This window comes from Pseudoalteromonas sp. XMcav11-Q (assembly GCF_040104525.1).
In the GTDB taxonomy this organism is placed as follows: Bacteria; Pseudomonadota; Gammaproteobacteria; order Enterobacterales; family Alteromonadaceae; genus Pseudoalteromonas.
The window spans coordinates 338,495-365,340 of the sequence record NZ_JBECOX010000004.1 but is presented as its reverse complement, the minus strand read 5'-3'; the positions used below and the strand labels follow the sequence as shown (position 1 = coordinate 365,340).

Sequence of the window (26,846 nt, the reverse complement as noted above, 5' to 3'; positions counted from 1 at the left end):
CGTGTTAGATATTAGAATGTGTAACGAATACCAATTTTAGCTTGCCATGCTGACGCGCCTTTATCGATAGTCGAGTAATTGCGAACATCAGCACCGTTGTAGCGTGGCTCGATGATTAGCTTGCCATCGTCATCTAAACCGCCGAAGTCATAAACGGCTTGGTCAGAGTAACTTAGCTTCTTCTCTACACCCCAGTCACTATTAAGTAGGTTAGCGAAGTTTTCGATCATAAAGTAAAGTTCGCCTTTATGCTCTTTATAGAAACCTGGGATTTCTTGTTTAAAGCTAACATCCATAGTGGTAACCCAAGGCTGAGTTCCCGTATTGCGGTCTAATAGTTGTCCACGCTCAGTTATGCCTGCACGGTTAAGTAAGGCTTCTAGCTGATTCCAAGATAAATCTGACTGTTCCCAGTTTACATTCGCATCATCAGGACCAGATGGGATGTACGCTAGGTATGCAGATGTGCCTGCAAAGTCACGGGTATCTCCCAAGTCATAATCATTGTATGAACCCATTGTGTAGCTAAATGGACGGCCAGATCGACGTTCAAAGAACACGTTAAACTTCGACGCATAACCGTCAAAGAATTCAGTAGTGTAGCGCAAGTTAATCTTGAAGCTATGTTCTACTTCGTAGTGACCACGACCTACTAGGTCAACATTACGGCTGTGCGTAGTTGCGTGTTTGTAGTTACCATCTGCTTGAGAAGCGCTACCAGGTGATACATCTTCAACATCTTGATTCGTGTAACTTGCAGAAACGTAAAGACCGTTATCCCACTCTTTAGCAATTGCGGTGCTTAAAATAATAGAACGTGCGTCTTCATCAGCATTGGTCATCATGATGTCATAGTTATCTCTAAGCTCACCAGAGTACTTGTTATCATAGATGATTCGACCAGTTGCAGAGCGCACGATGTTACCGTTTTCATCAAGCTTTGGCGTAATAGAAGTGTTATGCCATACCGCTTCGTCTTGCTTGTTGTGGTAAGCAAGTTCAGCAGTCCACTTGAAGCCGTCACCTAGCAGTTCAGAATCAAATTCGTATTCAAACCCAACCTGTGCACGAATGCTTGATGGTAGCTTGAAATTAGGATCCGTATAAGCTGTGCTGCCAGCACCTTGCTGTAAAGAATCTTGAATTTGCTGAGGCACGCGAGTGAAATCAACTTGATCTACGCCTGCAAAGTAATTATTGATAGCGTCTTGTGTCGCATCAACTTGTGTTAAGCCGTCTTTTTGGAATGGGTTGTTAAACCAAACATTTGGAATACCGCCGTGGAAGCGACCAACACCACCATTAATTGTTAATGACTCAGTAGCATAGTATTTAAAGCCAATACGTGGTAGGAAAATGTCAGCACCATCCAAGTTTTCTTGGTTTGTATAACCATACGTTTCTTGGAAAGCAGTATTTAATGTTGGTTTGTCACTTGAAGATAAACGCTCATAACGAAGGCCTGCAGTCACTTCAAGGTCATCAGTCAGATAGAACTTATCTTCAACGTAAAGTGCAAGCTGCTCACGTGTTGCGTCATAAGCTAAGTCGTTGACATTGTTAGTATAAGCGTTAGTGTAAGAGAACTTGTAGTCATCGTATCTATTTAAAAATAATTTCTTATTTTCAAAGTCTTCGATACTACCAAACGTCCAGCTACCTCTTGAGTCTTCGCCAAATAGGTTGTAAAGACGTTTGCTCTCATATTGACCACCAAAGTTAATCTCATGGTCACCCATTAAGTAAGTGGCATCAAGTGTAAACGCAAAGGTTTCAGTTTCAGATTCGTTGGCATGACGGTATACATCGCGGCCGAATTGGAAGCCTGCGCCACGGTCGCCATTCAAGTACACTTTAATGGTACCTAAATCTGAGTTTGTTACGCTGTCATTAGTTACATTTTTGTAAGCAAGACCAATTTCTGTCGAAAACTCATCAGACCAATCTGAATACAATTTAGCGGCAAAATTATCGAACTTGGTTGTGTATGTGTAGCGGCTCGATGCCATTGATACCATCTCACCACCGGTCGAAAAACCTCTTGCATCTTCTTCATCTTGCCATTGGTAAGTAAAGTCAGCACGATGCAGATCGGAAATGTTCCAGCTAAGCTTAATTAACACGCTATCGCTGGTGTCTTCTGGGTTACCACCAAATCCATCTTCGATACCATATACGCTGTTTAATGTAGTGATGAATTTATTGTAGTCATTTTCACTCACATCAAATTCATGCGCTGTACCTGAACCATCAAAGCCGTAGTCCATATCCATCTCTTGTTTCCAAGAGTTGTAGTTAACAAAGTAAAATAACTTGTCTTTGATAATCGCACCACCGGTGCTAAAGCCCAAACGCTTTTCGGTAATGATAGGGTCTGTGCTTGCAACTTCGAAAGTCTTATGACCATCTTCATCAAGAATATTTGAGCCAGCACGGTGGATTACATTACCATCAGCGTCTTTAACATCTTCTTTATATTTGGCGTCGGAAATATTATCTAACTTACCTGCAAGGCTTGGTGTACTTGTCTCATAGAAGCCTGTGAAAGTATATTCATTAGAGCCGGACTTAGTAACCGCATTGATTGTACCACCACCAAAGTTACCTTTTTTAGCAGAAAAAGGTGAGGTATCAACTGAGATCTGCTCAATTGCATCAAGTGCCACAGGTGGTTGTGCTGTTGGGTAACCGCCAAAGTTGAGGCCAAAGTCATCATTTTGGCCGATACCGTCAACGGTTAAGCCATTCGTTCTCGGGTTATTACCCGCAATCGTGAGTTCACCATTTCCATTGATGCTGGCAAGCGGATTTAAGCGCGCAATGTCTTTGATGTCATTATTGAAACTAGGTGCATTTTCAATGGTATCAGCACCAAATACGCTGCTTGAACCACCAGCTTGTTGTACCAGCTTATAGCCTGTAACTTCAATTTTTTCGATTTGCTGTAATGGTTGAAGTTGATTATTGATACGGTGAGTGTCGCCTAACTCAAGATAGATATTGTCAAGTTGGGCATCTGAATATTTGTCAGAGTCAAGTACTACTCTGTAAGGTCCGCCAACGCGAAGACCTTTTGCGATGAAAGCACCAGATTCATTAGTAGTGAATGTGCTTATAGTACCAGTTGGTTCGTGAATAACTGTAACTTTAACATTTGCAGCTGCTTCACCGGTTGGGGTGGTGATCTTACCGCGCATTGCAGACGATGTATCTGCAGCGTATGCGCTGACTGATACCCCAAGAGCTAATGCAAGTGCGCCGGCCACTCTAGTTAAGCGAACGTTTTTCATTGTTTCATTTCCCGTGTAAGTAGATTATGAGAGTCAGATTTTTAGATGTGTTTAAACAGCATCTAGTACTCCTGTTCTCTAACTATGTTGATTAATTTATAAAGCACAATCATCTGCTGGTTTACGACGTAGCACGGCTAGCTTCTATAGAAGGTAGCCGTGTCGTAAAAGTGATAAATTCAACCAAGACTTATCATCTAGAAGTTATATTTAACGCCAAAACGGATTTCATATAACGATGGTTTAATTTCAAAGTCAGTGCCTGAAGGGTTGTTGAACTTCTCAAACACATATTGACCGTTGTCATTGATAGATGCTGTCACTGCGTTTTGCATTGAGGTACCACGCTCTAAAGTGCCCCAGTCATCGTTAAGTAGATTGCCAACATTCTTTATTACGAAGAATGCAGAACCTTTATGTCCATCAGCAAAACCGGCAAACTCTTGTTCAACTTTTAAATCGAAAGTAACAAACCACTCGCCGTCTTGCGAGTTACGGTCTTGAATTTGACCGCGTGAAAGGCCCTCACGATTAACCCAAGAGTCAAACGCAGATTTATCGAAATCTTCACCGAAGACCACTCGTTGATCACCTTCACTTGGGACGTACAACAAGTCGCGTTTTTCGTCAGCGTAACCAAACATACCCGTGTTATCAAACGTGTATGAATAAGGGTTTGTCATACTTGCCTGTCCGAATAGGCTAAAGCGAGTTTCTAAGCCATCAAATAGTTCAGTTTTATACGATAGAGACATTGTTGCGCGATGTGGTACTTCGTAATCTGAAGTCGCGACTTCTGGGTTTTGCGGATCCGCAGTTGCTATTCTGTGATAGTTCGAAAACGCGACAGAGCTACCCATTGGATGCACATCTTTTGCAACGGTGTATGCATAAGAAAGCGCTAAATCTATACCATTATCAAATGACTTGTTCATGCCAAAAGATAGAACATGGCTATAACCATCATCACCGGACACATTGGTTAGCATTAAGTCTGATTCGCGAGAATGAAGATTATCGTTGTAAATTGGACGGCCATCGGGTGCAGTTTCATCAGATGCCAATGTGATATTCTTGATAACTGCTGAATCTTGTTTATCTGTATATAAGTAGTCAACACTGAATACATAATCAGATTCAGTAACATAAGTTGCACCTAGTGAAAGCTTCCACTCTGAAGGAATTTCAAAATCAGGGTCAGTTACGTTAGTACTATCATCAGCTCCACCCGCAGAGATAGTATCGTATAATTCTTTAGGAATATCGAAACCAGCTTTACCGTCGCCAACAAACGCAATTGCATTTGGGCCTAGCAACTGAAGGTTTTTCTTGTCTGTTTGGATGTTACGAATACCATCGTTTGAATAGCTGTTTGAGATCCATACATTTGGGTTACCACCAGAGTAAAGGCCTATACCACCACGCAATTCTAGCTGGTCATTGTAAGTCCAGTTAACACCTAAACGCGGTTGTAATAGGTCAACGCCATCCAGATTTTGTTGGTTTGAAAAGCCAAAGCGCTGTTCAAAGTTTGGATTATATGCTGGTACGTCATCACTGGTATACCAGTCATAACGAACGCCTGCCGTGATGGTCATATCGTAATCGATAAAGTCGAACTTATCTTGGAAGTACAACGTATTTAGTGCGTACTTAAATTCACCAGCTGCATCTTCAGGGTTATGTGATGAAGCATTGCCATAGTAAACGCGCGCAATGCCATTACTGAGATCTTCAATACTGCTAAAGCGATATTCACCTTCGTTGTGTTGCACGAACATATTGAATACGTCGAGTTCTTCACGTTCATATCCAAAATATAGCTCATGCTCATCAAGGTAATAGGTACCTGCAAGTTTCAGAGAAAGGTTATCGTACTTTAATTTGTTTGCTTGACGAGAGTCGTCCGGACCTAAATAAACAGTGACATCATCAACATTTACTTGAAACTCGCCAAAACCAGATGCTTGATCTAGTGATAATTGACTGTTATCAAGCTCTGAATAACCAATACGGACTTCAGTCGAAAACACATCGCTCCAATCCGAATAGATTGAAGTAACAAAAGAGTTGAGCTCTGCGCCACGTTCATAGAAGTGGTTCGATAAAGATAGCCTGTCAGAACCAGAATCAGATTGAGACAAAGAAAAGCCATCGTTATAGTTATATACGAAGCTTGCACGATGATCGTCGTTGATGTTCCAGTCTAGTTTTACTAATAGTTTTTCATCTTCTACAGGCATACTTGGGATCATACCGCCTGCATCATAACCATATTTTTCTTGCGTTATTGCAGTAATACGGTCAATGCTCGCCTGACTGATTTTTCCATTTGCAAATGGTGTGTATTCGAAGATCTCTGATCCTTCCAACTTTTCATAGCTGGTAAATAGGAACAGAGAGTCTTTAATCAGCGGTAGGCCAACGTTAAAACCGTAGCGTTTCTCGTCATAATCGCCGATATTTTGCTTTTGACCATCAATTTTATCACCAGATAGCGAATCACTGGTATAGTCAAAAAATAGACCGCCCGTTAATGTGTTTGTACCTGATTTTGTTACGGCATTGATGTTACACGAAGTAAAGCCACCGTATTGAACATCGAATGGGGCAAGTTCTACAGCAACTTGATCAATAGAATCAAAAGAAAAAGGCATCCGCTCAGTTGGGTAACCATTGCTATTTAAGCCAAAGTTATCGTTCATTCGCATACCATCAACAGTTAAGCTGTTGAACCGAGGGTTACCTCCCGCACATAAAATAGCGCCTGAACTGCTTTCGTCTACGTAGATTCGAGGGTCAGTACGTACAATATCTTTCAAATCGCGGTTAATTGCAGGCTTATTTTGTAATTCAGCCAGAGAAAAGTGAGATGCGGGGCCTGTTCCACCAGACTGTGCAGTTAAAGGACGGCCAGTTACCACTATTTGCTCAATGTCTTGTAGTGATTGCAGTTGAACTGAAACTGGGTATGTTTTACCTAAAGATAAATAAACATCATCAACTCTAGTATCTTCAAATTTATCAGAGTCAATTATAATTTGGTATGGGCCACCAACGCGAAGGCCTTTTGCAGAGAATACACCGCTTTCATTCACTGTGGCTGTTTTTACGGAGCCTGAAGGGGTATGAATAATTGTTATTTTTGTACCAGCAGCAGGATTACCCATAGGACCTACTACTTGACCTTTTAAGCTAGAAGCTGTGTCGTTTGCGTGTGCAAAGCCGCTTGCAGCTAAACTTGCTGCAATAGCAAGAGACAGCGAAGTTTTGCGTAAAAGAGTATTCATTTTGTTGTTTCCCGTATATTTCAGAACTTACTAAAGTTATTTTATATTCGCAGTATTAGAAGTCTTTTTTAATGCTTCTTTTAATGGCTGCGAGTCCTTATCGAAAATTTGGTTTAATAGGCCGGCTAATCTAATGCCACCTTGTTGCAGCCTAAATTTAACTGTTGGCATATATTTATAAATGTAACCGTAACTTATTTCAGTTTCATTGCTGTTATAAACTTTTTCAGCAATATTATTTGACTCAAGCAACCAATCTGCTGGCGAGCTATCTAAGTATTCAGCAATTATTTCATTATTTGTGGTTTGAATAAAACGTGTAAATTCTGTAAATGAAAGATTTTCATTTTCGATTAATTTGGTGTCCCAAGTGCTGTGTAAGTTTGAATCACTGCCAAAAAACTTTACTTTAATCATGTTACCACCACGGTCTTTACCGCGACCTGCGTGAAATGGTTGGTGGCTGTCACCTACAAGGTGAACTAGGAAACGAAATGCAAAACGCTTTTCATCGATTGACTTAGATTCTGACTTCAGTGTATTGATGGAGTAGTAGATACCGTCTAGGATGTGTTTTACTTTTTCTTTGTCATTCAAATCGGCATGAACATGCTCGTGCATTGCCTTTGGGTTGTCGATATTGATGTAATGCCACTTTGAAGATTGTTTACGCCAAAATGTGCTTGGATCCGAACGCATCTCATCTGCCCAAGTTGAAATCTCAGCCAGAGAATCACCTTCTAATAACGGTTGAATCGCAACGCGAGTCTGATCGGTTAAATGCGCCTCCGCCAATTCGCCAATGATCCTATGACCATTTTGACCCCAGGCATGTGCACTTGACGTCGTTATAGTCATCCCTACAGCGAAAAGTAATGACAAGCTTTTACGTAACATTTGTATCTCTTGTAGAAAAGGGAACAATCTTCCCAACCGAAAAGTGAGGCCAATTGTCCGTATTTTTCAACAAAATAAAAGGACTCAATAAGATTCATAATTTCCTGTCAATAAAGTAATAAATTCATGGTTTTATGATTTATTAGTAAAATTACCTATTGCAATGAGTAAAGAAAATTGATCTAATAGCGGTCAAGAAAGGATAGGTTATTCCAATTAGTGATACATAGTAACATTTTGACTAGTAAATCAACAATTGTATCTTTGTTGTTTATAAGCGCATTATTGTGCTGGATTTTAGGGGCTCGATTAATATCGGCAAAGCCTCTTATTCTTGATCCCGTTGTCCAGTACTCAAATACTTGCAAAACGCGTTCAGTGTCCAATATCAACACTTTAAAAATACATGTTCCGATTAAAAGTCTCGCGTTAGACGTTTTAGTTAGAGCGTGTGAAGATGAAGTGGTCACTAGACAATATGGGCAGGTGAAAGTGTATTGGGGAGGAAGCCTCGCTGAGCAAATAGAGTTTTTAGCTAAGGGAATTGCCGATCTTATTTTAACAAAAGACAATATCATGTCGGCTTTGATGGCTGAATCAACGCATAGTTATAAGCCTGTTATAGGGTACCCGGCTTATTCCGCCTTTTTTATCTCAAACACAGAAAAACCCAAATTATCTAAATCTTATTTCTTAGATAAAAAAATAGGTTTGCTTGACTATCCAACAAGTCGCTCTGGTCACATATTACCAAAAAGTGCGTTTAAAGAGTTAGATATCGATATTAATGCGCTCGATATTACCTATTTAAGCTCGCATCAAGCGCTCCGCGATCGTCTAGCTGCTGGTGAAGTTGATATTATTGCCTCCTATTGGTCCGAAGAAGACGAGTTGCGGTTTTCGAAGAATTACATTACGCCAATTGCAAATAATGTTAGCGGCAGTAAATGGTATTTAAAGATGAACAACAATAACACTGATCTAGCTTGTGCAATGCAGGGAATTATTAACCAAGTCGCTCAATTAAGAACATCGAGTTACTTTGATAAGGTAGATCGATACTGGCAATGTGAAGCCTCACCTTATGGCTTTATCGGAGAAGCAGATGGACGTTAGCCAGCGCAATATATCCGTTTTTATTGCTTTGGCGTTATTGTTTAGCGGCATTTTCTACATTTCTCAAAGTATTGAAACTAAGCGGGTTTTGAAGCAACAAAAAGAAGCGGTTGCGCTTCGCGTTGCTATTGATATGAATCGTTTACCTGTCGCAGATCCTTTTCTACATTATGCAGGTAATGAAACTGAGTTAAGAGAATATATAAACTCACTCAATGCTGCGCTAGGCGCTCAAGGTGCCCGTTTAACTGTTCTTGACATTAATACGTCTGGGGCAGGTGAAGGTGAAAAAAGTGAAGTGCTAACATTGTCTGCGCCACACAGAAATTTCTATGTAGCGGTGTCATTAGACGACTCCAAACCGAAATTTACCTATATTTTTCCTCTGATTATGGCGCTTATCGGCGTTGCGGTGTTCAACTGGGTGAGAAGAAAAGGTATTGATGCAAAAGTAAGTTCAAATCAAACACTAGAGAAGTTGCCGGAATTTAAGCTTGTTATTGATTTGTACTCAAAAACAGTAACAACGAATAGAAACAAATTAGTCAGTGTTCAATTAGCCAATAAACCATTATGCTTTTATTTGGCACTTGTTGAGTTTTGCGAGGTAAACCCTGACACTATTCTCAACCAAAACAAAGAGATGCCAAAAGAGTTATTGGATCTCGCGGATAAATACTTTTATCGTTTAGTTGAGCTTGGTCATACTATAAGAAAACGGCCAAACTTCACCAATAGTTTAGAAAAAACACTAAGTGAAATTAGAGCTGCACTAGACGAAGTATTAGACGCATTCCCAGAAAAAAAGGTGCTGTTTTATCCGCCAAAAGCACACGGAGAAGGGTCTCGTTCCAAATTACATAGTTATGGACTGAGCGGAGTGAAAAAGTCTGATGTTGATATTATTGGTAAATAGAGCAGGTGTCAGTAAAGCGGTGAGTCACACCGCTTTACTGGATTGTCTTTCTATAAATCGATAGCTTTTATTGGACTATTCTTTTGGAAGTAATCTTTTAGAACCTGTGCATCAGTTAGATCTGTAGCAGTATATTCAGGAAGATGATTAATCTTTGGATAGCCATCACCACCAGATGCATTATAGCTATTCACACTCATACGATAGGTCTTATCGTTGGTTAATGGCTCGCCCGCAATGCTAATATTGGTTACCTTATCATTCTTGATATCAAACTTAATATGGTGGAACTGTAAGTAAGCACCAGAGTCAGGCGGGAATTTAGCAACAATGTTTAAGTAATTAATAAGATCTCTGGCCTTCCAGTCTATGTAAGTAATACGATTTTTAAAAGGGTGAACTTTCAGTACATCTTTGTAGCTGACATCACCTTGTTCTATGCTATCTCGGATCCCGCCGCCGCTGATAATGCCAAAGTCAGCTTCGACAGCTGCCATTTGCGCATTAATGATAAGATCTGCGAGGTTGCTTTGCTTAAATCTCACTGTACTGCGACGACCATCTAAAAAACTATCAACGTATCCTACTGCACCAGCAATTTGAGCTTGTCCTTTTTCTTGAAAAGGCTTCAAAAAAGCAAGCATTTGCGGATCTTCTTGAATCGTTTCACCAATCACAGAGCCAGCTTTATCTTTTAAGTTTACAGGGATTAAGTTATAGCTAATCAAGGTTTTTGTATCACCATCAATTCTAAATACGGCTTTACCCACATACTTACCCCACTCATGTGCTTGCATAATCCAAACACCATTTTGATTATCTGGTTTACATGTTTTACCAGGAGCGAATGACGTATCCTCGTTACCATTGTCGTCGACACAGACAGGTTCTTGAGAATGTCCACCGACTATCAAATCAAGCATACCTTTAGGAAGTCGGCGCGCAAGTGTTACATCACCGGGCGCATTGATACCATGATTAGCACCGTGATAGTGGCCCATATGTGTGACAGCAATCATCACATCTGGGTGATATTTGGCCTTGATCTTAGGAACCCAGTTTTCTGTGGCTGTTAAAGGCTCAATAAAAGTAAGGCCATGAACATGTTTTGGATTGGCAATTTTAACAGTATCAATTGTCGTAAGCCCAAGGACAGCAATGGTCAATCCTGCACGTTCAATAATTGTGTAAGGCTCGTATGCTGGCATTTGATTTGTATTATCAAGAATATTTGCTGACAGTACTGGGAAGCTTGCCCACTCAATTTGTTTGGCTAGTACATCTCGAGTGTTATCAAATTCATGGTTACCAATTGCCATGGCATCGTAACCGAGTTTACTCATTCCCTTAAAATCAGGTTCGGCAAACTGTAAATCAGATTCTGGTACACCGGTGTTTATATCGCCTCCAGAAAGCAATATAACGGCATGTCCTGCTTTTTCGGCATCGCTCTTTAATTGGTCAATTAAGGTTTTTCTGGCAGCCATACCATATTCACCTTTTTCATTTTGCCAAAAACGACCATGATTATCGTTGGTGTGTAATACGGTTAGGTATTCTGCTTGTTGCGACTGCTTAGGAGAGGAAAAATGGCATGCTGATAATAGCAAAGCCGTTGAAAGAATAAGTAAGTTGCGCATAATTTAGAAGCTATTTGATAAATTATGCGCGTATTCTAGATCATTATAATTATTTTAATAGTGCTAACACTCAAAATTGCTATATTTTCTGGCGTTTTGTGTCACCGCAGATACTCTTCTGTCCAGTTCAAACTTTGCTAACTCACATTTTGCATGGTCTGTTTCTATCATCCAGTTTAAAAAGCTAGCTGGCAGCGTGGAGTACGGTTCTCCAGCATGAAGTCCAAAATCGCAGATATCATTATCCTGTTTCATTTATGTGCCCCTGTTGTTCTTTTTGCCATCGCCATGCTAACAAATTGACTCAGAGATTAAAGAACAATTAGTTAAAACGGATGGCATTTTTATCGTTTTTGGTTATATAAGTGTTAAAAGTAATATGATCCACTGCAACACAATGAACGCACATCCAGCAAGGTAGAGGCGAAAACGCGTTCTAATATGATTACTGCCGATATGAACATAGGCATGTGCAATACGGCTAATTACAAACAGTAAGGCGAAAATGCTGAACCACAAGGTGACAAGCTTCATTGCGAGTGCGGCGAGAGAAACAACAAAAAACAACATGGGAATTTCGAACTGATTGGTAAAGTTTCGGGAAGCCAGAATGACTTTTTCAGGCGCATTGTCGAGCGCCATGGTTTTGAACTGATCAAACTGGATCTGTTTTTCTCGTGCCGCTTTAAATCGACGTTTACCCATAATGACCATGATGACTATGGTCAGCAGAGTTTGTAAAAATAGTGCGGCGAGCAGTAAATAAGTGGATGTTGGCATAGGCTCCTCAGTTTACGAAGTGTTACAAAACAAAAAATTTCTATATTGCAAAAGCTTAGTTGAATGACGATGATAGTCTGGTTCCAAAAAGTAATTATCACAATAATGGATTGTTTTATGAAAAAGCTATTCGCAATTAGCACACTTACCTTAGCAGTTTTGACTGGATGTGGTACAACTTCTTCACTTAATCATTCAGGCACGACTGAGAATCTTCTTTCAGAGCAACTGGTTGTAAGTCCTAATGATGATAGGCAATATCAAACGTTAACCTTAGAAAATGGCATTGAAGTTATTTTGGTATCAGATCCATCTGTATCGAAATCAGCGGCCGCGCTGAGTGTTGGCGTTGGTCTACTACACGATCCGATGTCACAGCAGGGCATGGCGCATTATCTTGAACATATGTTGTTCCTTGGCACAGAAAAGTATCCAGACAGCAAAGGTTATTCTGAGTTCATGACCAAAAACGGTGGGGCACACAATGCTTATACTTGGTTGGATATTACCAATTATATGTTCAAAGTGAACAATGATGCCTATGACGAGGCGTTAGACAGGTTCTCCGATTTCTTTAAATCTCCAAAGCTCTACCCTGAGTACACGGAAAAAGAAAAAAATGCAGTGAATGCTGAGTGGTCTATGCGTCGTGAAATGGACTTTTTTGGTCAATTTAAACTTGCACGAAACATGATGGGAGAACATCCTGCTAACCGTTTCCTTATAGGTAATCTAGAAACGTTAGGGGATAAAGAAGGAAGCAAGCTACATCAAGAGACTGTTGCTTTCTATGATAAGTACTACTCTGCGAATATCATGAAGTTAGCCATGATTTCTAATGAGCCGATTGAGCAGATGGTGGTAAAAGCGAAAAAGCACTTTACGACAATTAAGAATAAGAACATCGAGAAGCCACAGGTCAAGCAATCGCTTAACTTCGATAATGTTGGACAAAAGTTGGTCCATTATAAACCGAATGAAGACGTAAAGACTCTACAGCTTGATTTTACTATCAAGAACAACGCCAATGCGTTTGCGGTTAAGCCGAACTATTTCATTACTTATCTGCTAAGTAATGAAATGGCGGGTAGCCCCGCTCAAGTTCTAAAAGATAAAGGTTTAATCTCATCGTTAAGTGCATTCGCGACTCCAAATAGTTATGGCAACTACGGGACGTTGCAGATTGATATTCAGCTAACCGATGAAGGCCTAAAGCAACGTGAGTTAATCACAGGTACAGTACTGGATTATATCGATATGATCCGTGATAAAGGAGTCGATAGCCGTTACTTCAAGGAAATCCAAACGTCGCTAAATAATCAATTTAGGTTTTTAGAAAAAGGCGATGAGTTTGGTTACGTTAGTAACCTTGCAGATAGCATGCAGCATTACCCAATGAACCATGCTATCAATGCAAGCTACTACTACGCGCAGTTTGATGCTGATGCAGTTAAGGCTGTCTTGAAGCAACTTACACCTGAGCAAATGCGGGTATGGTATATCAGTAAAGGTGAGCCTACCGACGCAAAACTGCACTTCTATGATGGTGAATATCAGATCGTAGACTTAAAGCGTAGCGATTTTGATAAATGGAAAGAAGAGGCAAATTTCGATTTAGCACTTCCTAGTGTAAATACCTTGCTACCTGAAAACTTCGCACTGAAAACATCTGCGGATGATGCGAAAAAGGGCGTTCAGAAGGTTATTGATACTGATGGGGTAACGGTTTGGCATGCCGCGAGTGAGCGCTTCTACCAGCAGCCTAAAGGCAGTCTGAAAATCTACTTGAATAACCCAAGTGCATTAAAAGACATCAAAACTGAGGTTGCACTGTCGATTTGGGCCGATCTATACCGGCTGGATAAAGCAAAACTGATGACGGAAGCGAGTATCGCTGGTATGCACCTTGGCTTGACCCCAGCAAATGGGGTAATGCTAGATATTTCAGGTTTTACTGATAAACAAGCATTATTGCTAAAAGATGCGCTCTCAGGTGTTCGTGTAGAAACGAATAAACGCGCATTTGATCAGGCTGTTGATCGTTACGTGCGTGGCATTAAAAACCAAGAAAAAGAATTCCCATTCAGACAAGCTTTTGGTGTATATCAAAAACTTATCCGTTCAGGAAGCTATGATGATTCTGCATTGATATCAGCAGCTAAGTCTTTGACTTTGGCCGATCTAGATAAAGTGCAAAATCAAATTTTAACGAATAACCAAGTTCGCGTTTTTGCTTATGGCAACTACGATAAAACGGACTTGCAAACAGTAAAAGAGACGCTTGATAATGCGTTGCCTAAACGCCAAAAAGTGACCAAGTACGCGCGAGCTAAATATTGGCAGCCAGAGCAAAAGCAGACAATCGTATGGCAGCAAGACATTGACGTTGCTGATGTTGCCGTAATCGATTTTGCAGTGCACCCAGTCAAAGGTTATGCACAAAAGGCGGCGGCGATGGTGCTTCAAGGGCACTTAAGAACAGCGGCATTTGAACGTCTGAGAACCGAAGAGCAGTTAGCGTATGCGGTTGGTGCAACCAGCGTTGCTATTGACGAATATTCAGCGCTAGGCTTCTATATTCAAACACCGGTAAAAGATGCTAAGAGTATGCAAGCTCGCTTTGACGCGTATAAAGATGAATATGCTAAAGACTTAGCAGCGTTAGATCAGGCAACGTTCGAGCAGTTAAAAAATGCAGTGTTAGTCTCATTAACCGAAGAGCCAAAAAATCTTTCTGAAGAACTACAACCGTTATTGGGCGATTGGTTCAAAGAAAATATGGCGTTTGACTCCGAAGCTAAGCTAATTGCTGCAGTTGAAGCGGTCACATTAGAAGATATTAAAGCGTACTATCAGCAAACTGTAATGAACACCGATGCTGCTAGATTAAATATTCAATTACGTGGCGCCAAGTTCCAAGCTGAACCGTTTGCAGATCTACCGAAGCAAACTAAGCTGGATTCAGTTGAACAGATGTATAAAAACGTGAAATTCCAACAATAATCAGTCGGTATTTCAGTGATGATTAAAAGCTGGGAAAATTCGTTTCCCAGCTTTTTTATTAGCTTTTGCAAATGCTAAAGTATAAACGGAAATTAATTACAGTATTTTCGGAGACTAGATGGTGATTGTGACGGGAGAAAAGATCTTTTTAAGAAAGGCAAATTTAAATGATGCGGGGTTTTTACTCAGGCTTTTGAATCAAAAAAGTTTTATCGATAACATTCGGGATAAAGGCATAAAAACACAAAAGCAAGCTGAGGAGCATATCGAGCAAGCTTACCTAATTCCTTATCAAATCGGTACGCCAGCGCCTTACGTTGTTGCTGAACTTAGTAGCAATACGAGCATCGGAGTCTGTGGCTTATATCAAAGACCTTTTTTTAATATTCCAGACTTAGGTTACGCGTTTTTAGATGATTTTACTGGGAAGGGTTATGCTTCCGAGGCTGCCAAATTGCTAATGCAATATGTTAAATCAGAAGGGAATCACCCTAAGCTGAGCGCTATCGCGCTAGAAAGTAATGCAGCTAGCATAAGCCTGCTTTACAAAGTGGGATTTAGTCGTATTGGTAAAATAATAATTGATAACGATTTAACACCTGTGGTGGTGTTTGATTGTCAATTATAATTGTTGACTTATTTGTGTCGTTAGTTGAGTAAAGTTTCTCTGATGTGCCGCAACCAGAGCGCTAAAGCCATCCTGATCAAGAGCTGTTTCAAATTGGAATGGTTGCACTTGAGTTAGTTGATAGCTCCCTTTTGTGTATTGATAAAGATACCAAGTCCCGCTCATCACAGCACCTTTTTCAAAGTGCCCTGCAAACTCATTAATTTCTACAACGAGGCGTTGGTGCTCTTGCGCATTGCGATAAAATTTATCGCTTTTAATTGCAGTAGCTTTGTTGGTTCCATTTAGTGCGTTTACTAAGTTCCATGTCAACATATCGGCGGGGGGTTGGGCCCAAAAATGGAAATTAGCGATGTTTACTCTATTGTCTCGCTGAAATTGCACCAAGGCTTGTTGATCAAACAGTTCGATTAACTGCACTTTATCAATCAGTAGTACACGATTGAGCTCAACTTGCTTTTCGCCTGCGACATTATTTGCTTCTAACTGATAATAACTAACCGGTTGGGATGGATTAGTTATACATCCTGTTAAACAAAATAGAAGCAAAAATATCACAGAGCCAGTCTTCATTTATTTTTTCCTTGGGAGCGGATCCGCGCCACTTTCTTTATTAAAAATAAGCATATTCGGCTGCTCATTCAGCCCTTTAGAAATAGGCTTTAAGCGATTGGACAGGCTTTCAAGCTCCTCAAGGGTATTACTAAGTTGATCCATGACACCTGAGCCTTTTTGGTACTGCGTCATAGTTTGTTCAAATTGCTTTAAGCTTGATGTGAGCTGGCTTAATGTATCTTTTAAGTTCGTTAAATTGCCGCCAACCTTGTCTGTTATCTTGTTGTTATTGATAGACTCTACGAGTTGATTCATTTCCATTGCTAGTAACCTGTGTTGCTGAAGGGCGCCTTCTAGTTCCTTAACAGTTGTTTCAAGAGGTAACCCATTTAACTTGTTCAGTAAGCTTGTGACCTGTTCAGAAAGTGCTGTAATACCGCTCGGAACGCTGGGTAATACCGGGTAAATAGTCGTTTTGTTTGAACTAACGACTTCTGCACTTGGATAAAAGTCTAACTCTATATATACCGCACCTGTTAATAAATTGCCACTTTTTAGTGACGCCCTAAGGCCGTTACTAATCCATTTGTCTATGTTTTCTGACCAATATGTTTGAGCAAGTTGCGCATCTTCGTAAATGCGTCCGTACTCAATTTTAACCAATACAGGCACAGAGGTGTTATTTTGTTGAAAGTATAAAGGTCTATCATCGCTAACACCAGTCGCTGGTACCTGCTCTATTGTGCCAATCCGCATCCCGCGGTATTCGATTGGTGCACCAGCTCGAAGTCCTCGAATTGATTGCTCAAACTCAATAAGATAATAATCGAAGTGATCAAAGCGTTGCTCTAAGGCCATTGCGAAATTTTTGTGCAAGGCGAAGGTTTTATTTTCGAGTGCTTCTTTGCCACTTGGCATGGTTGGTGGATAGTCTACAGAAATTCCGCCTTTAACCATTTTGGCAAGAGATCCTGTCGACACTTCAACACCTTCCGTTGACAGCTTAAAATCAATGCCGGAACTAATCCAAAAAATAGCGTTGTCTGTGATAAGCGTATCGTATGGAGAATAGATAAAAATACCGTACTCCATTTTTAAGCTTTCGACGCTAAAATGTGCAGACTCAACTTGACCCACTTTATAGTTGCGGAAAAATATACTGGAGCCAACGTCTAACACTTCAGCATCTGAAGCCACGAGTTGATAGCGTTTTCCTTGCACTTCTGAGCCGATTAATGCAGGTTCATCCATTAAGGTGAATATGCTCGAACGTGCTTTCGCTTCACCGGGGGATAGCTCTATATACACTCCAGAGAGTAGTGTATTCATGCCTGATATTCCGGATTCGTCAATTCGAGGTTTAACTACCCAAAACGATGAATCTTCAGCTAATAAATCACGATAGGGCTGTAAAATCCTAACTTTCGCAACCACTGCATTTTGCGCTAATTCAAGCTTTAATGACTCGACTAACCCGACCTTAACGCTTTTTACTCTCACCTCAGTTTTGCCTGCAATTATGCCATCTGCGTCAGTCATTTTTATAAAAATAGTGTGGCCTTTATTTGCCTGATGTTGATATAACATCCAGCCTGTGATGAGCAACGCGATAATTGGAATAATCCAAATCACTGAAAATTTTGGTTTGTCTTCTATATCGGCTTGAGTAGTCATTGACTATTTTTATCCCACAATAATCTCGGATCAAAACTATTAACGGCTGCAATTTGGCAAAGCACCATCAAAGTAAAAAACACGATACCAATTTCCGGCTCGACATTTAGCACCGTACCAAGTTGTACCAAAGACACTAAGATTATCACCACAAACACATCTATCATCGACCAGCGACCAATAAATTCGAGCAAGCGGTACACTTTTGTTGCTGTGATTGGGTCTTTGGGCTTCTTAACTCGTATTAGTAAGTAACTCAATAGTAACGCTTTTGCGATAGGAATACATATACTTGCGAGAAAAATAAGTGTTGCTACGGGATAAGAGCCGGCTTCCCAAAGCACTTGAACGCCGGAAAAAATCGTTGCAGGAGTATGAAGCCCAAGACTGATGGTATCCATGATGGGCAGAAAATTAGCAGGTACAAGTAGCACGACGCTGGTGAGCATCCAAGCTAAGCTTTTTTGCGTTGATTGAGATTTGCGGTATTTTAGTTTGGCGTAGCAACGCTGGCACTTTTCGCCTTCACCTAAAAAGCCACAAACCTTGCAACGTTTTAGCGTGGTAGATAAATTCTTTGGTTCGGCCAAGTGACGATTACATTGAGTCTGATTACGCCACATATACTCGTGATCAAAAAGTGAGAGGGCTTCAATAAAACACAAAACGAACAAAATATAGGCCCAAAATCCAAGGCCCATTTCCAATTCAGCGAAAGACATTAATTTAAAAGCGCTTACGAGCACGGCTACTAAAAATATATCGGTGAGATTAAGTGGTTTTAGTGCTGAGAGTAATTTTGCTAAATGCCGAGCATTGTGCGCATTGATGATTTGCCAATACTCGGTGTGTGCAAGCAGTAGCAATGAGCATACGGCAACAGGCATGACTAAAATAGTGAAGGCAAATAATCCAGCGAGAAAATAGCTGTAATGCTCAGCTAACAATATGAGTGCTTGCCAGAGGCTTACAACTTGAGTGATACCGTGTTGTGTGTAGGAGATAAAGTCTGGAAATAAGCTTGCGAATAAAAATAGTAACGCAGAAAAGCTGAAGGCTTGTACTAATTGGTTTTGGTGTCCTTGTACATGACACAACACGCACCGACAGTTTGGGCACACCGCACGCTTTTGGGACTCGATAGCGTCTATTTCAACAAGCGTATCGCATTCAGGGCAAGCTGTAATCACATAAAAATCCGTTGATTTCCTTTTATGCTAGTTTGCTTGATGCGCCCAAATTTATCAATGTTAATCAAATACCGCGACGGTTTGGCGACTTAGGGCGAGCAGCTTGCCATTTTGTGACCAAATTTTTGCATCTTCAATACCATAACCATTTTGGCTATGGTGAGTCACGGCTTCAAAGCCAAGCCAAGACTCTGAGTCGAGTGAAATATCACACAAAAATTCTATGTACCAAGACATACTGCTAGCGGGGCTTGGTGCTTTACACATCTGGAGTAACGTTGGCGGCCATGAGTCAGCAAGTGCCAGTGTATGTAGTTCGTTTACCGATGTAGTTTGTGCTTTAAATCGCATCCAGCCACCCAGATTTGAAGATGGTGCGCCGGAAAATGGCAAAGCGCCTTGCTGAGCATTGAGCGCGACATGTTGGAAAAATGCAGGCATCACACCTTCTTGATATGGAAGAACAGCCTTTGGATTGACATCTGAAAGAGTAGGGCTATCCGCATTTGCAACTTGGATAGCAGATTCTCTATCCTTGCCAAAGCACCCGATAGCAATAAGACAAACTTCGCCTGACTGGATCAGTTGAGTTTGCATTTGGGTTGCATTTTTGCCGCTACGCAAAATGGTTGTTGCAACGGTAAATGGTGCGCCTTCTAGCAGTGGGCCGACAAAATTTACGCTCACAGAGAGCAGTCGACGAGGCTCTGTCAGTTGATGCTTCATGCTTTGCACCGCGATTGCCGCAGACAATCCGCCAAACGCAGTGCGGCCTTGACACCAACTTGCAGGAAACGTCATTTGTGTTTGCGCTTGCTGTAAATACTCCGACTGAATAATTTCATCAAATGTCATGTTGTCATTTCTCATTATTTATTATGTTGCATTTAGCATAACTGGTCTAACCAGGTAATCAAGCGTCAAATACATCGTATTTTATTCTTCACTTGTTTCAAAATAAGCAATTAAGGGTGATTTTTTGACCGAAACGTTCGAAAAGCAAAAAAATTTCAAATTTTTTCATTTTTTTTTAGTTGTGACGCTTGAATTACAAATCGGTGACCTTATTTATCAAATCAACTAACTGAACAACGAATTTTGAAGTCGGAGATGATTCATGGGTAAAATTATTGGAATCGATTTAGGTACTACTAACTCTTGCGTAGCGGTACTTGATGGTGACAAGCCGCGCGTTATTGAAAATGCTGAGGGCGACCGCACAACTCCTTCTGTTATTGCATTTACAGATGATGGTGAAACACTAGTAGGTCAGCCAGCAAAACGCCAGGCCGTGACTAACCCTAAAAACACACTTTATGCTATCAAGCGTCTAATTGGTCGTCGTTTTGAAGATGAAGAAGTACAGCGTGACCTTAGCATCATGCCTTTCAACATCGTAAAAGCGGACAACGGCGACGCTTGGGTTGAAGTACGTGGGGAGAAAAGAGCTGCACCTCAGATCTCAGCTGAAGTTCTTAAGAAAATGAAGAAAACAGCTGAAGATTTCCTTGGTGAGCCAGTAACTGAAGCAGTTATTACAGTTCCTGCATATTTCAACGATTCACAGCGTCAAGCAACAAAAGATGCTGGTCGTATCGCAGGTCTTGAAGTTAAGCGTATTATCAATGAGCCGACAGCAGCAGCACTTGCCTACGGCATGGATAAGAAGCAAGGCGACAACGTTGTTGCAGTATACGACTTAGGTGGTGGTACATTCGATATCTCAATCATCGAGATTGATGAAGTTGAAGGCGAGCACACCTTTGAAGTACTAGCAACTAACGGTGACACTCACCTAGGTGGTGAAGACTTTGATAACCGCGTTATCAACTACCTAGTTGCAGAATTTAAGAAAGACCAAGGCATCGACCTAAAAACCGACCCGCTAGCGATGCAGCGTGTTAAGGAAGCGGCTGAGAAAGCGAAGATCGAGTTGTCTTCAGCACAGCAAACTGAGGTAAATCTACCTTACGTTACTGCTGATGCAACAGGTCCTAAGCACATGAACGTTAAGCTAACTCGTGCAAAACTTGAGTCACTAGTTGAAGACTTAGTTGCGCAATCAATCGAGCCACTAAAACGTGCACTTGCTGATGCAGACCTTTCTGTAAACGACGTAAATGACATCATCCTAGTTGGTGGTCAAACACGTATGCCACTGGTACAGAAAACAGTAGCTGAATTCTTTGGCAAAGAGCCACGTAAAGACGTTAACCCTGATGAAGCGGTAGCCGTTGGTGCGGCGGTTCAAGGTGGTGTACTTGCGGGTGACGTGAAAGACGTACTACTACTTGACGTTTGTCCTCTGTCTCTAGGTATTGAGACTATGGGTCAGGTAATGACTGCGTTAATTGAGAAAAACACGACTATTCCAACCAAGAAGTCGCAAACTTTCTCGACAGCAGAAGACAATCAGTCTGCAGTAACAATTCACGTACTACAGGGTGAGCGTAAGCGTTCAAGCGATAACAAGTCTCTAGGTCAATTCAACCTAGAAGGTATTCGCCCAGCGCAGCGCGGTGTGCCACAAATCGAAGTTACTTTTGATGTGGATGCTGATGGTATCTTACATGTGTCTGCGAAAGACAAGGACACAGGTAAAGAGCAGAAGATCACAATCCAAGCTTCTTCAGGTCTAAGCGACGATGAAGTTGAAAAAATGGTACGTGATGCAGAAGCAAACGCAGAAGAAGATAAAAAGTTTGAAGAACTAGTTGGCGCTCGTAACCAAGCTGATGCACTTGTTCATGCTACACGCAAGCAAGTTGAAGAAGCGGGTGACGACCTTCCAGCTGATGACAAGACAGCAATTGAAGCTGCACTTGGCGAGCTAGAAGCAGCAATCAAGAGTGATAGCAAAGACGAAATTGATGCTAAGACACAAGCACTAGCAGAGAAATCGCAAAAGCTTATGGAAATCGCTCAAGCAAAAGCGCAAGCTCAACAAGCTGGCGGTGACGCAGGTGCCCAACAAGGTTCAGCGAAAAAAGACGACGACGTAGTTGACGCTGAATTTGAAGAAGTTAAAGACGACAAGTAATTGTAGGTCTTGAGTGAGGGCGCGCTGGCTGTATGGCTTGTCGCGCCCTACGTGTTTATAAATTAGACTGTTGTCTGGCATTAATTTGCGAGTGACAGGGCTCGGCAGAGTTTGCAACGATGTAAGTTGCCAAGAAAGAGTAGTGTGATAAAAATGTCTAAACCTGACTATTATGAAGTATTAGGTGTTGCGAGAGACGCCAGTGAACGTGACATTAAAAAGGCGTATAAACGCCTTGCAATGAAATATCACCCTGATCGTACTGCTGGTAACGCTGAACTCGAAGCGAAATTCAAAGAAGTAAAAGAAGCTTACGAGATATTGACTGATAGTCAAAAACGCCAGATGTATGATCAATACGGCCATGCAGCTTTCGAACAAGGTGGTGGTGCTGGTCATGGTGGATTTGGCGGCGCTGGCGACTTCGGCGATATTTTTGGGGACGTATTTGGTGATATTTTTGGTGGTGGCGGTGGTCGTCGTCAATCAAGACAACAGCGTGGTGCAGATTTAAGATATAACTTAGAGTTAAGTCTTGAAGAGGCTGTACGTGGGAAGGAAGTGGATATCCAAGTACCAACTTGGGTGAGTTGTAAACCATGTGACGGCAGTGGTGCAAAAGCAGGTTCTAAGCCTAAAACTTGTACAACCTGTCATGGTGCAGGTCAAGTACAAATGCGCCAAGGCTTCTTTGCAGTACAGCAAACTTGTCCAACTTGCCAGGGCACAGGTCAGATCATTTCAGACCCATGTAACAGCTGTCACGGACAAGGCCGTGTAGAGAAAACGAAGACACTTAACGTTAAGATCCCTGCAGGGGTTGATACGGGTGATAGAGTACGTTTGTCTGGCGAAGGTGAAGCGGGTGCGCATGGTGCTCCAGCTGGCGACCTGTACGTACAAGTGAGTGTAAAAGAGCATCCAATCTTCGTACGTGACGGCAACAATTTGTACTGTGAAGTGCCAATTAGCTTCACAACGGCAGCACTCGGTGGTGAGATTGAAGTGCCGACCCTAGATGGCCGCGCAAAACTGAAGATTCCATCGGAAAGTCAAACTGGCAAAATGTTCCGTATGCGTGGTAAAGGCGTGAAATCTGTGCGTAGCGGTGCAGTAGGCGACTTAATTTGTAAAGTTGTCCTTGAGACGCCAGTAAACTTAAACGAGCGCCAAAAAGAGCTTCTGCAAGAGTTTGAAGAGTCTATGGGTGAAAACAACGGTAAGAACCGTCCTAAGGCACAAGGCTTTTTTGACGGTGTTAAGAAGTTCTTTGATGACTTAACTAAGTAACTTAAGCTTATTGAAAATGCCCGCTGCGATAGCGGGCATTTTTGTTTTGACGGATGATGGGTCTCATCGTAAGGCGATAGCATAAGCGTTTGTTTCTTGGTATAACAGAAATCAACATCTGCTTAAAAAGAGTTTGTAATGACACCGGCAATTAACCTACTTAAAAAGGCGAAAGTGGCGTTCCAAGTGCTGCAATTTGAGCACGACCCTAACGATCACGACTTTGCTAATGAAGCAGCGAAAAAGCTCAACCTAGACCGAGAAAAAGTATTTAAAACCCTGCTGATTGACGTTGATGGTAAATTGTATGTAGCTGTTTCTCCCGCCACGCAACAAGTGGATTTAAAAGCCTTTGCTAAAGCGTGTATGGGGAAAAAAGCACAGCTTGCAGATCAACAAAACGCGCAAAAGGTAACTGGTTATTTAATTGGCGGTATAAGCCCGTTTGCGCAGAAAAAGCAGCTGCCCACGTTACTTCACGAGAGTGCTTTAGCATTTGAGCAAATTTATGTTAGTGCGGGCAAGCGGGGAGTTGAAGTCGTTGTTTCACCTGCTACGGTAGAGCAGCTATGCAAAGCAAAAATCGCACTGTTTTAATGGCAGTGCTGGTTTTAAAAACCATCTTTATTATAGATAAAATGTCAGTCTAGAACTGCTAAGGGTGTCAAAGTCCCTCTTTTACTCCTATTTCCCCCCTAAGAACAGTAATTTACTTTTTTCGACTTACAGCTGTAAGCCATTAATTTAGCAGTCATTTATATTAATCACTCGATAACTCAGTAAAAAAGCCGTTAAAAAATTAAGTAGAGTAATTGATCTAAACGAATTTTTATGCCGTAATGTAGATATATCTATCTGGTCGGATGAGTTAATTATGAGCCTAAGAACGAATTTAAGAAAGATCCTCCCAAGCATTTCAATTACAGAACAAGAAGCATTAGATGCAGGTGATGTTTGGTTAGAAGGGTCAATTTATCAAGGTAAGCCTGACTTTTCGGCGCTTCGTGCTGTACCTGAAGCTAAGCTAAGTGCAGAAGAGCAAGCTTTTTTAGAAGGTCCAGTTAAAGAATTAATGGGTATGATCGATGACTCGGAAATTCAAAATGGCAAACACTTGCCAGAGCATGTGCTTGAATTTTTGAAAAAAGAGAGATTTTTCTCTTTGATCATTCCAAAAGAATACGGCGGTCTAGAGTTTAGCCCTTACGCAAACTCAACGATAGTGGGTACAATTGCGACTAAATCCTCTGCGGTAGCGGTAACGGTGATGGTTCCTAATTCACTAGGTCCGGGTGAGTTATTGCTTCATTACGGCACTAAAGAGCAGCAAGCGCACTACCTTCCTCGCTTAGCAAACGGTCGTGATATTCCATGTTTCGCGCTAACAAGCCCTGAAGCTGGTTCCGATGCCGGTGGCATTCCGGACCAAGGTATTGTTAAAAACGGCATGTATAACGGTGAAGAAGTACTTGGTCTTGAAGTAACATGGGACAAACGCTATATCACACTTGCGCCGATTGCGACGGTACTCGGTTTAGCCTTTAAAGTATTGGATCCTGAGGGATTACTAGGCGGTAAAAAAGAACTAGGGATCACCTGTGCGTTAATTCCACATGACCATCCGGGTGTGCAACTTGGAAACCGTCATGACCCGATGGGAATACGCTTCTATAACGGTACGACACGTGGTGAAAAAGTCTTTATCCCAATGGACTTTATCATCGGTGGCCAGAAGAATATCGGTCGCGGTTGGCAGATGTTGGTAAGTTGCTTAGGTGCAGGGCGTGGTATTTCTTTACCGGCGCTAGGTGTTTCAACTAGCCAAGTCGCACTGAAATCGGCATCTGAATATGCGGCGGTACGTGAGCAATTTGGTCTCTCGATCGGTCAATTTGAAGGTATTCAAGAAAAGCTTGCAGATATTGCAGGCAAAGCATACATGCAAGAGGCGATGCGGGTATTAACAACAGAAGGTTTAGGTATGGGTCTTAAGCCATCTGTAGTAACAGCAATTGCAAAATACCACATGACTGAAACTGGTCGTGACGTATTGGACTCTGCAATGGATATTCTTGCAGGTAAGGCTATTCAAAATGGTCCTCAGAATACCCTTGCAAGCGGTTATGTTGCCCAGCCAATAGCGATTACCGTAGAAGGTGCAAACATCCTAACGCGTAACTTGATGATCTTTGGTCAAGGTGTAATGCGCTGTCACCCATATCTACAGTCGATGGTTGAATCTATTCACAGCGAAGAGAAAGACGCCGACAGTAAATTCCGTGGTATTTTGACAAAAACAGTTAGCTATAGTGTTGCCAACAGCTTACGTGCTTTCAAATATGGTCTTATGCCATTTACTGCTGATGCAAAATCACCATTACCTGAAGTGCGTGCGTATGAAAAAGCCGCGCATAGATTAGCAGCTAAGCTTGCGGTATACGCAGACTTTTCATTGCTCGTACTAGGTGGAAAACTGAAACAAGCAGAAATGCTGTCAGCACGCCTTGGTGATGTAATGAGTCACTTGTATGCAGCGATGGCTTCAATCAAATACTATGAGCAAAAAGTAGCAGTAGCAGAGCGTGAGCAAGCAGCACCTTATTTCCATTATGCGACAAGGCATGCACTTATCAGTGCAGAAGAAGCGCTACATAAATTCTTAGATAACTTCCCGGCAAGTGGTACTCGTAAATTTATGCGTGTGATCACGATGCAGTTTAGTGGCAAACAAATGCCTAAAATTAATGATGATATGATCAGAGAATTAGCCGCCGCGGCGCAAATGGATACGCCAATCAAAGCGCAGCTTACTCATCTTGTGAAGCCTACCGCAGGTGATGGTCATGATATCAATGAGCAAGCATATAAAGCTAAGATGGGTTGCCTTGACCTGCTTGCCAAAGTTAAAAAGGCAGTTCGCAAGCGCGAGATCCAACCAGGTGTTCGTTTCGAGCAAACATTAGATAATGCGCTCGTTGGTAACCTTATCAACGAAGAAGAGTATGCAAAACTTGTTGATTACAATCGCAAGCGTGAAAAAGCAATCCGAGTGGATGAGTTTGACTTCGATTTAAACTTGTTAGATGAACAAAGTGCGAAAGAAACAGTCAAGCAAGCCGTGAATGAGTAAGTTAAACAAATAACTTTTTTGTAAAAGTAAAAGCCCTTAACCAATTGGTTAAGGGCTTTTTCATGTTGGGTAAAGATAATAACACCAGCTATAATTATCAAGCACTGTAAAACGGTTTGCTTATTATACCAATTTTTTGTTAATACTTGCTCAATTTGAAGGAGCATATCTGACGTTAACAGCGTTAAAATTTTTATTTAGAACAACTAAATAGCAAAATTTTTGCCTTGTCTATATGGATGTAGATACCTTGGCGGTAACAGGATGCGGTAGCGGAGTTATCGACAAGATTATCTCGTCTCAAAATAGATCACTTAATTAAGCAAATTGGTATTCGTAATAGTAAGTAAGGGGTTGTACTGTGTTTAAGTAACCTGAGTTATACAATAAAGAAGTTTGGCTATTTA

18 protein-coding genes are annotated in these 26,846 nt (G+C 41.4%); 8 read left to right on the top strand and 10 right to left on the bottom strand.

Annotated elements, in window-relative coordinates; genetic code table 11:
* Positions 1-11: 11 nt before the first annotated feature.
* The 3 genes from ABMY45_RS09095 to ABMY45_RS09085 form a co-directional block, all read right to left on the bottom strand.
* Positions 12-3,290 (bottom strand): TonB-dependent receptor, encoded by a 3,279-nt coding sequence (locus tag ABMY45_RS09095; protein WP_349288781.1) that lies wholly within the window; start codon positions 3,288-3,290, stop codon positions 12-14.
* A gap of 197 nt (positions 3,291-3,487) precedes the next feature.
* Positions 3,488-6,580 (bottom strand): TonB-dependent receptor, encoded by a 3,093-nt coding sequence (locus ABMY45_RS09090; protein ID WP_349288780.1) that lies wholly within the window; start codon positions 6,578-6,580, stop codon positions 3,488-3,490.
* A 36-nt stretch (positions 6,581-6,616) separates the two neighbouring features.
* The gene (locus ABMY45_RS09085) at positions 6,617-7,477 is read right to left on the bottom strand and encodes a S1/P1 nuclease (RefSeq protein ID WP_010605341.1); all 861 of its coding nucleotides are present in this window, start codon (positions 7,475-7,477) and stop codon (positions 6,617-6,619) included.
* A gap of 378 nt (positions 7,478-7,855) precedes the next feature.
* Here ABMY45_RS09085 and ABMY45_RS09080 point away from each other — a divergent pair, with 378 nt between their 5' ends.
* Together ABMY45_RS09080 and ABMY45_RS09075 are read left to right on the top strand one after the other, a co-directional pair.
* Entirely contained in the window at positions 7,856-8,593 is a 738-nt protein-coding gene (locus ABMY45_RS09080; protein WP_010605342.1) for a PhnD/SsuA/transferrin family substrate-binding protein, read from the top strand.
* A complete protein-coding gene (locus ABMY45_RS09075; RefSeq protein WP_102058000.1) occupies positions 8,583-9,509 on the top strand; it encodes a hypothetical protein in 927 nt (308 codons plus the stop codon). Before ABMY45_RS09080 ends, ABMY45_RS09075 begins: the two co-directional genes overlap by 11 nt.
* Positions 9,510-9,559: 50 nt before the next feature.
* Here the strand turns inward: ABMY45_RS09075 and ushA are convergent, their stop codons facing one another.
* From ushA to ABMY45_RS09060, 3 genes are all read right to left on the bottom strand, one after another.
* A complete protein-coding gene (ushA, locus tag ABMY45_RS09070; RefSeq protein WP_211865681.1) occupies positions 9,560-11,149 on the bottom strand; it encodes a bifunctional UDP-sugar hydrolase/5'-nucleotidase UshA in 1,590 nt (529 codons plus the stop codon).
* Positions 11,150-11,212: 63 nt separating this feature from the next.
* Positions 11,213-11,404, bottom strand: coding sequence for a hypothetical protein (locus ABMY45_RS09065; protein ID WP_349288779.1), 192 nt, complete (start codon positions 11,402-11,404; stop codon positions 11,213-11,215).
* Positions 11,405-11,506: 102 nt separating this feature from the next.
* Positions 11,507-11,929, bottom strand: coding sequence for an MAPEG family protein (locus tag ABMY45_RS09060; RefSeq protein ID WP_349288778.1), 423 nt, complete (start codon positions 11,927-11,929; stop codon positions 11,507-11,509).
* A gap of 117 nt (positions 11,930-12,046) precedes the next feature.
* Here ABMY45_RS09060 and ABMY45_RS09055 point away from each other — a divergent pair, with 117 nt between their 5' ends.
* Together ABMY45_RS09055 and ABMY45_RS09050 are read left to right on the top strand one after the other, a co-directional pair.
* A complete protein-coding gene (locus ABMY45_RS09055) occupies positions 12,047-14,932 on the top strand; it encodes an insulinase family protein (RefSeq protein WP_174169268.1) in 2,886 nt (961 codons plus the stop codon).
* 118 nt (positions 14,933-15,050) lie between these two features.
* Positions 15,051-15,560: a GNAT family N-acetyltransferase gene (locus ABMY45_RS09050; RefSeq protein WP_206471945.1), complete on the top strand. Its 510-nt coding sequence runs from the start codon at positions 15,051-15,053 to the stop codon at positions 15,558-15,560.
* Here ABMY45_RS09050 and ABMY45_RS09045 read toward each other — a convergent pair.
* Genes ABMY45_RS09045 through ABMY45_RS09030 form a run of 4 tightly spaced genes read right to left on the bottom strand, consistent with a single transcriptional unit; the run spans position 15,555 to position 19,834 of the window.
* Complete coding sequence (locus tag ABMY45_RS09045; protein ID WP_174169266.1) at positions 15,555-16,133, bottom strand: ABC-type transport auxiliary lipoprotein family protein; 579 nt, start codon at positions 16,131-16,133, stop codon at positions 15,555-15,557. The two genes, ABMY45_RS09050 and ABMY45_RS09045, sit on opposite strands and share 6 nt — an antisense overlap.
* Positions 16,134-17,789: an intermembrane transport protein PqiB gene (gene pqiB, locus ABMY45_RS09040; protein ID WP_102058004.1), complete on the bottom strand. Its 1,656-nt coding sequence runs from the start codon at positions 17,787-17,789 to the stop codon at positions 16,134-16,136.
* Positions 17,786-18,979 (bottom strand): PqiA/YebS family transporter subunit, encoded by a 1,194-nt coding sequence (locus ABMY45_RS09035; RefSeq protein WP_010605351.1) that lies wholly within the window; start codon positions 18,977-18,979, stop codon positions 17,786-17,788. The genes pqiB and ABMY45_RS09035 overlap by 4 nt, the downstream gene beginning before the upstream one ends.
* Positions 18,980-19,039: 60 nt before the next feature.
* Positions 19,040-19,834, bottom strand: a complete 795-nt coding sequence (locus ABMY45_RS09030; protein WP_349288777.1) for a thioesterase family protein — start codon at positions 19,832-19,834, stop codon at positions 19,040-19,042.
* A gap of 262 nt (positions 19,835-20,096) precedes the next feature.
* Between ABMY45_RS09030 and dnaK the strand changes: the two genes are divergently transcribed.
* The 4 genes from dnaK (at position 20,097) to ABMY45_RS09010 (ending at position 26,439) form a co-directional block, all read left to right on the top strand.
* Complete coding sequence (dnaK, locus tag ABMY45_RS09025; protein ID WP_102058005.1) at positions 20,097-22,019, top strand: molecular chaperone DnaK; 1,923 nt, start codon at positions 20,097-20,099, stop codon at positions 22,017-22,019.
* Between the two features lie 153 nt (positions 22,020-22,172).
* On the top strand, positions 22,173-23,309 hold the full coding sequence (gene dnaJ, locus ABMY45_RS09020) for a molecular chaperone DnaJ (protein WP_138580617.1): 1,137 nt from the start codon (positions 22,173-22,175) through the stop codon (positions 23,307-23,309).
* Positions 23,310-23,447: 138 nt separating this feature from the next.
* The gene (gene ybaK, locus ABMY45_RS09015; protein ID WP_102058007.1) at positions 23,448-23,906 is read left to right on the top strand and encodes a Cys-tRNA(Pro) deacylase; all 459 of its coding nucleotides are present in this window, start codon (positions 23,448-23,450) and stop codon (positions 23,904-23,906) included.
* A 277-nt stretch (positions 23,907-24,183) separates the two neighbouring features.
* Positions 24,184-26,439: an acyl-CoA dehydrogenase gene (locus ABMY45_RS09010; protein ID WP_102058008.1), complete on the top strand. Its 2,256-nt coding sequence runs from the start codon at positions 24,184-24,186 to the stop codon at positions 26,437-26,439.
* Positions 26,440-26,846: the final 407 nt, after the last annotated feature.

Bases quoted from the DNA above. Each gene is read 5' to 3' on its own strand.
- ABMY45_RS09090 (WP_349288780.1), bottom strand. From the start codon at position 6,580: ATGAATACTCTTTTACGCAAAACTTCGCTGTCTCTTGCTATTGCAGCA.
- ABMY45_RS09060 (WP_349288778.1), bottom strand. From the start codon at position 11,929: ATGCCAACATCCACTTATTTACTGCTCGCCGCACTATTTTTACAAACT.
- ybaK (WP_102058007.1), top strand. From the start codon at position 23,448: ATGACACCGGCAATTAACCTACTTAAAAAGGCGAAAGTGGCGTTCCAA.
- ABMY45_RS09055 (WP_174169268.1), top strand. From the start codon at position 12,047: ATGAAAAAGCTATTCGCAATTAGCACACTTACCTTAGCAGTTTTGACT.
- ABMY45_RS09065 (WP_349288779.1), bottom strand. From the start codon at position 11,404: ATGAAACAGGATAATGATATCTGCGATTTTGGACTTCATGCTGGAGAA.
- ABMY45_RS09095 (WP_349288781.1), bottom strand. From the start codon at position 3,290: ATGAAAAACGTTCGCTTAACTAGAGTGGCCGGCGCACTTGCATTAGCT.
- ABMY45_RS09050 (WP_206471945.1), top strand. From the start codon at position 15,051: ATGGTGATTGTGACGGGAGAAAAGATCTTTTTAAGAAAGGCAAATTTA.
- ABMY45_RS09075 (WP_102058000.1), top strand. From the start codon at position 8,583: ATGGACGTTAGCCAGCGCAATATATCCGTTTTTATTGCTTTGGCGTTA.
- ABMY45_RS09010 (WP_102058008.1), top strand. From the start codon at position 24,184: ATGAGCCTAAGAACGAATTTAAGAAAGATCCTCCCAAGCATTTCAATT.
- ABMY45_RS09085 (WP_010605341.1), bottom strand. From the start codon at position 7,477: ATGTTACGTAAAAGCTTGTCATTACTTTTCGCTGTAGGGATGACTATA.
- pqiB (WP_102058004.1), bottom strand. From the start codon at position 17,789: ATGACTACTCAAGCCGATATAGAAGACAAACCAAAATTTTCAGTGATT.
- dnaJ (WP_138580617.1), top strand. From the start codon at position 22,173: ATGTCTAAACCTGACTATTATGAAGTATTAGGTGTTGCGAGAGACGCC.
- ushA (WP_211865681.1), bottom strand. From the start codon at position 11,149: ATGCGCAACTTACTTATTCTTTCAACGGCTTTGCTATTATCAGCATGC.
- ABMY45_RS09030 (WP_349288777.1), bottom strand. From the start codon at position 19,834: ATGACATTTGATGAAATTATTCAGTCGGAGTATTTACAGCAAGCGCAA.
- dnaK (WP_102058005.1), top strand. From the start codon at position 20,097: ATGGGTAAAATTATTGGAATCGATTTAGGTACTACTAACTCTTGCGTA.
- ABMY45_RS09045 (WP_174169266.1), bottom strand. From the start codon at position 16,133: ATGAAGACTGGCTCTGTGATATTTTTGCTTCTATTTTGTTTAACAGGA.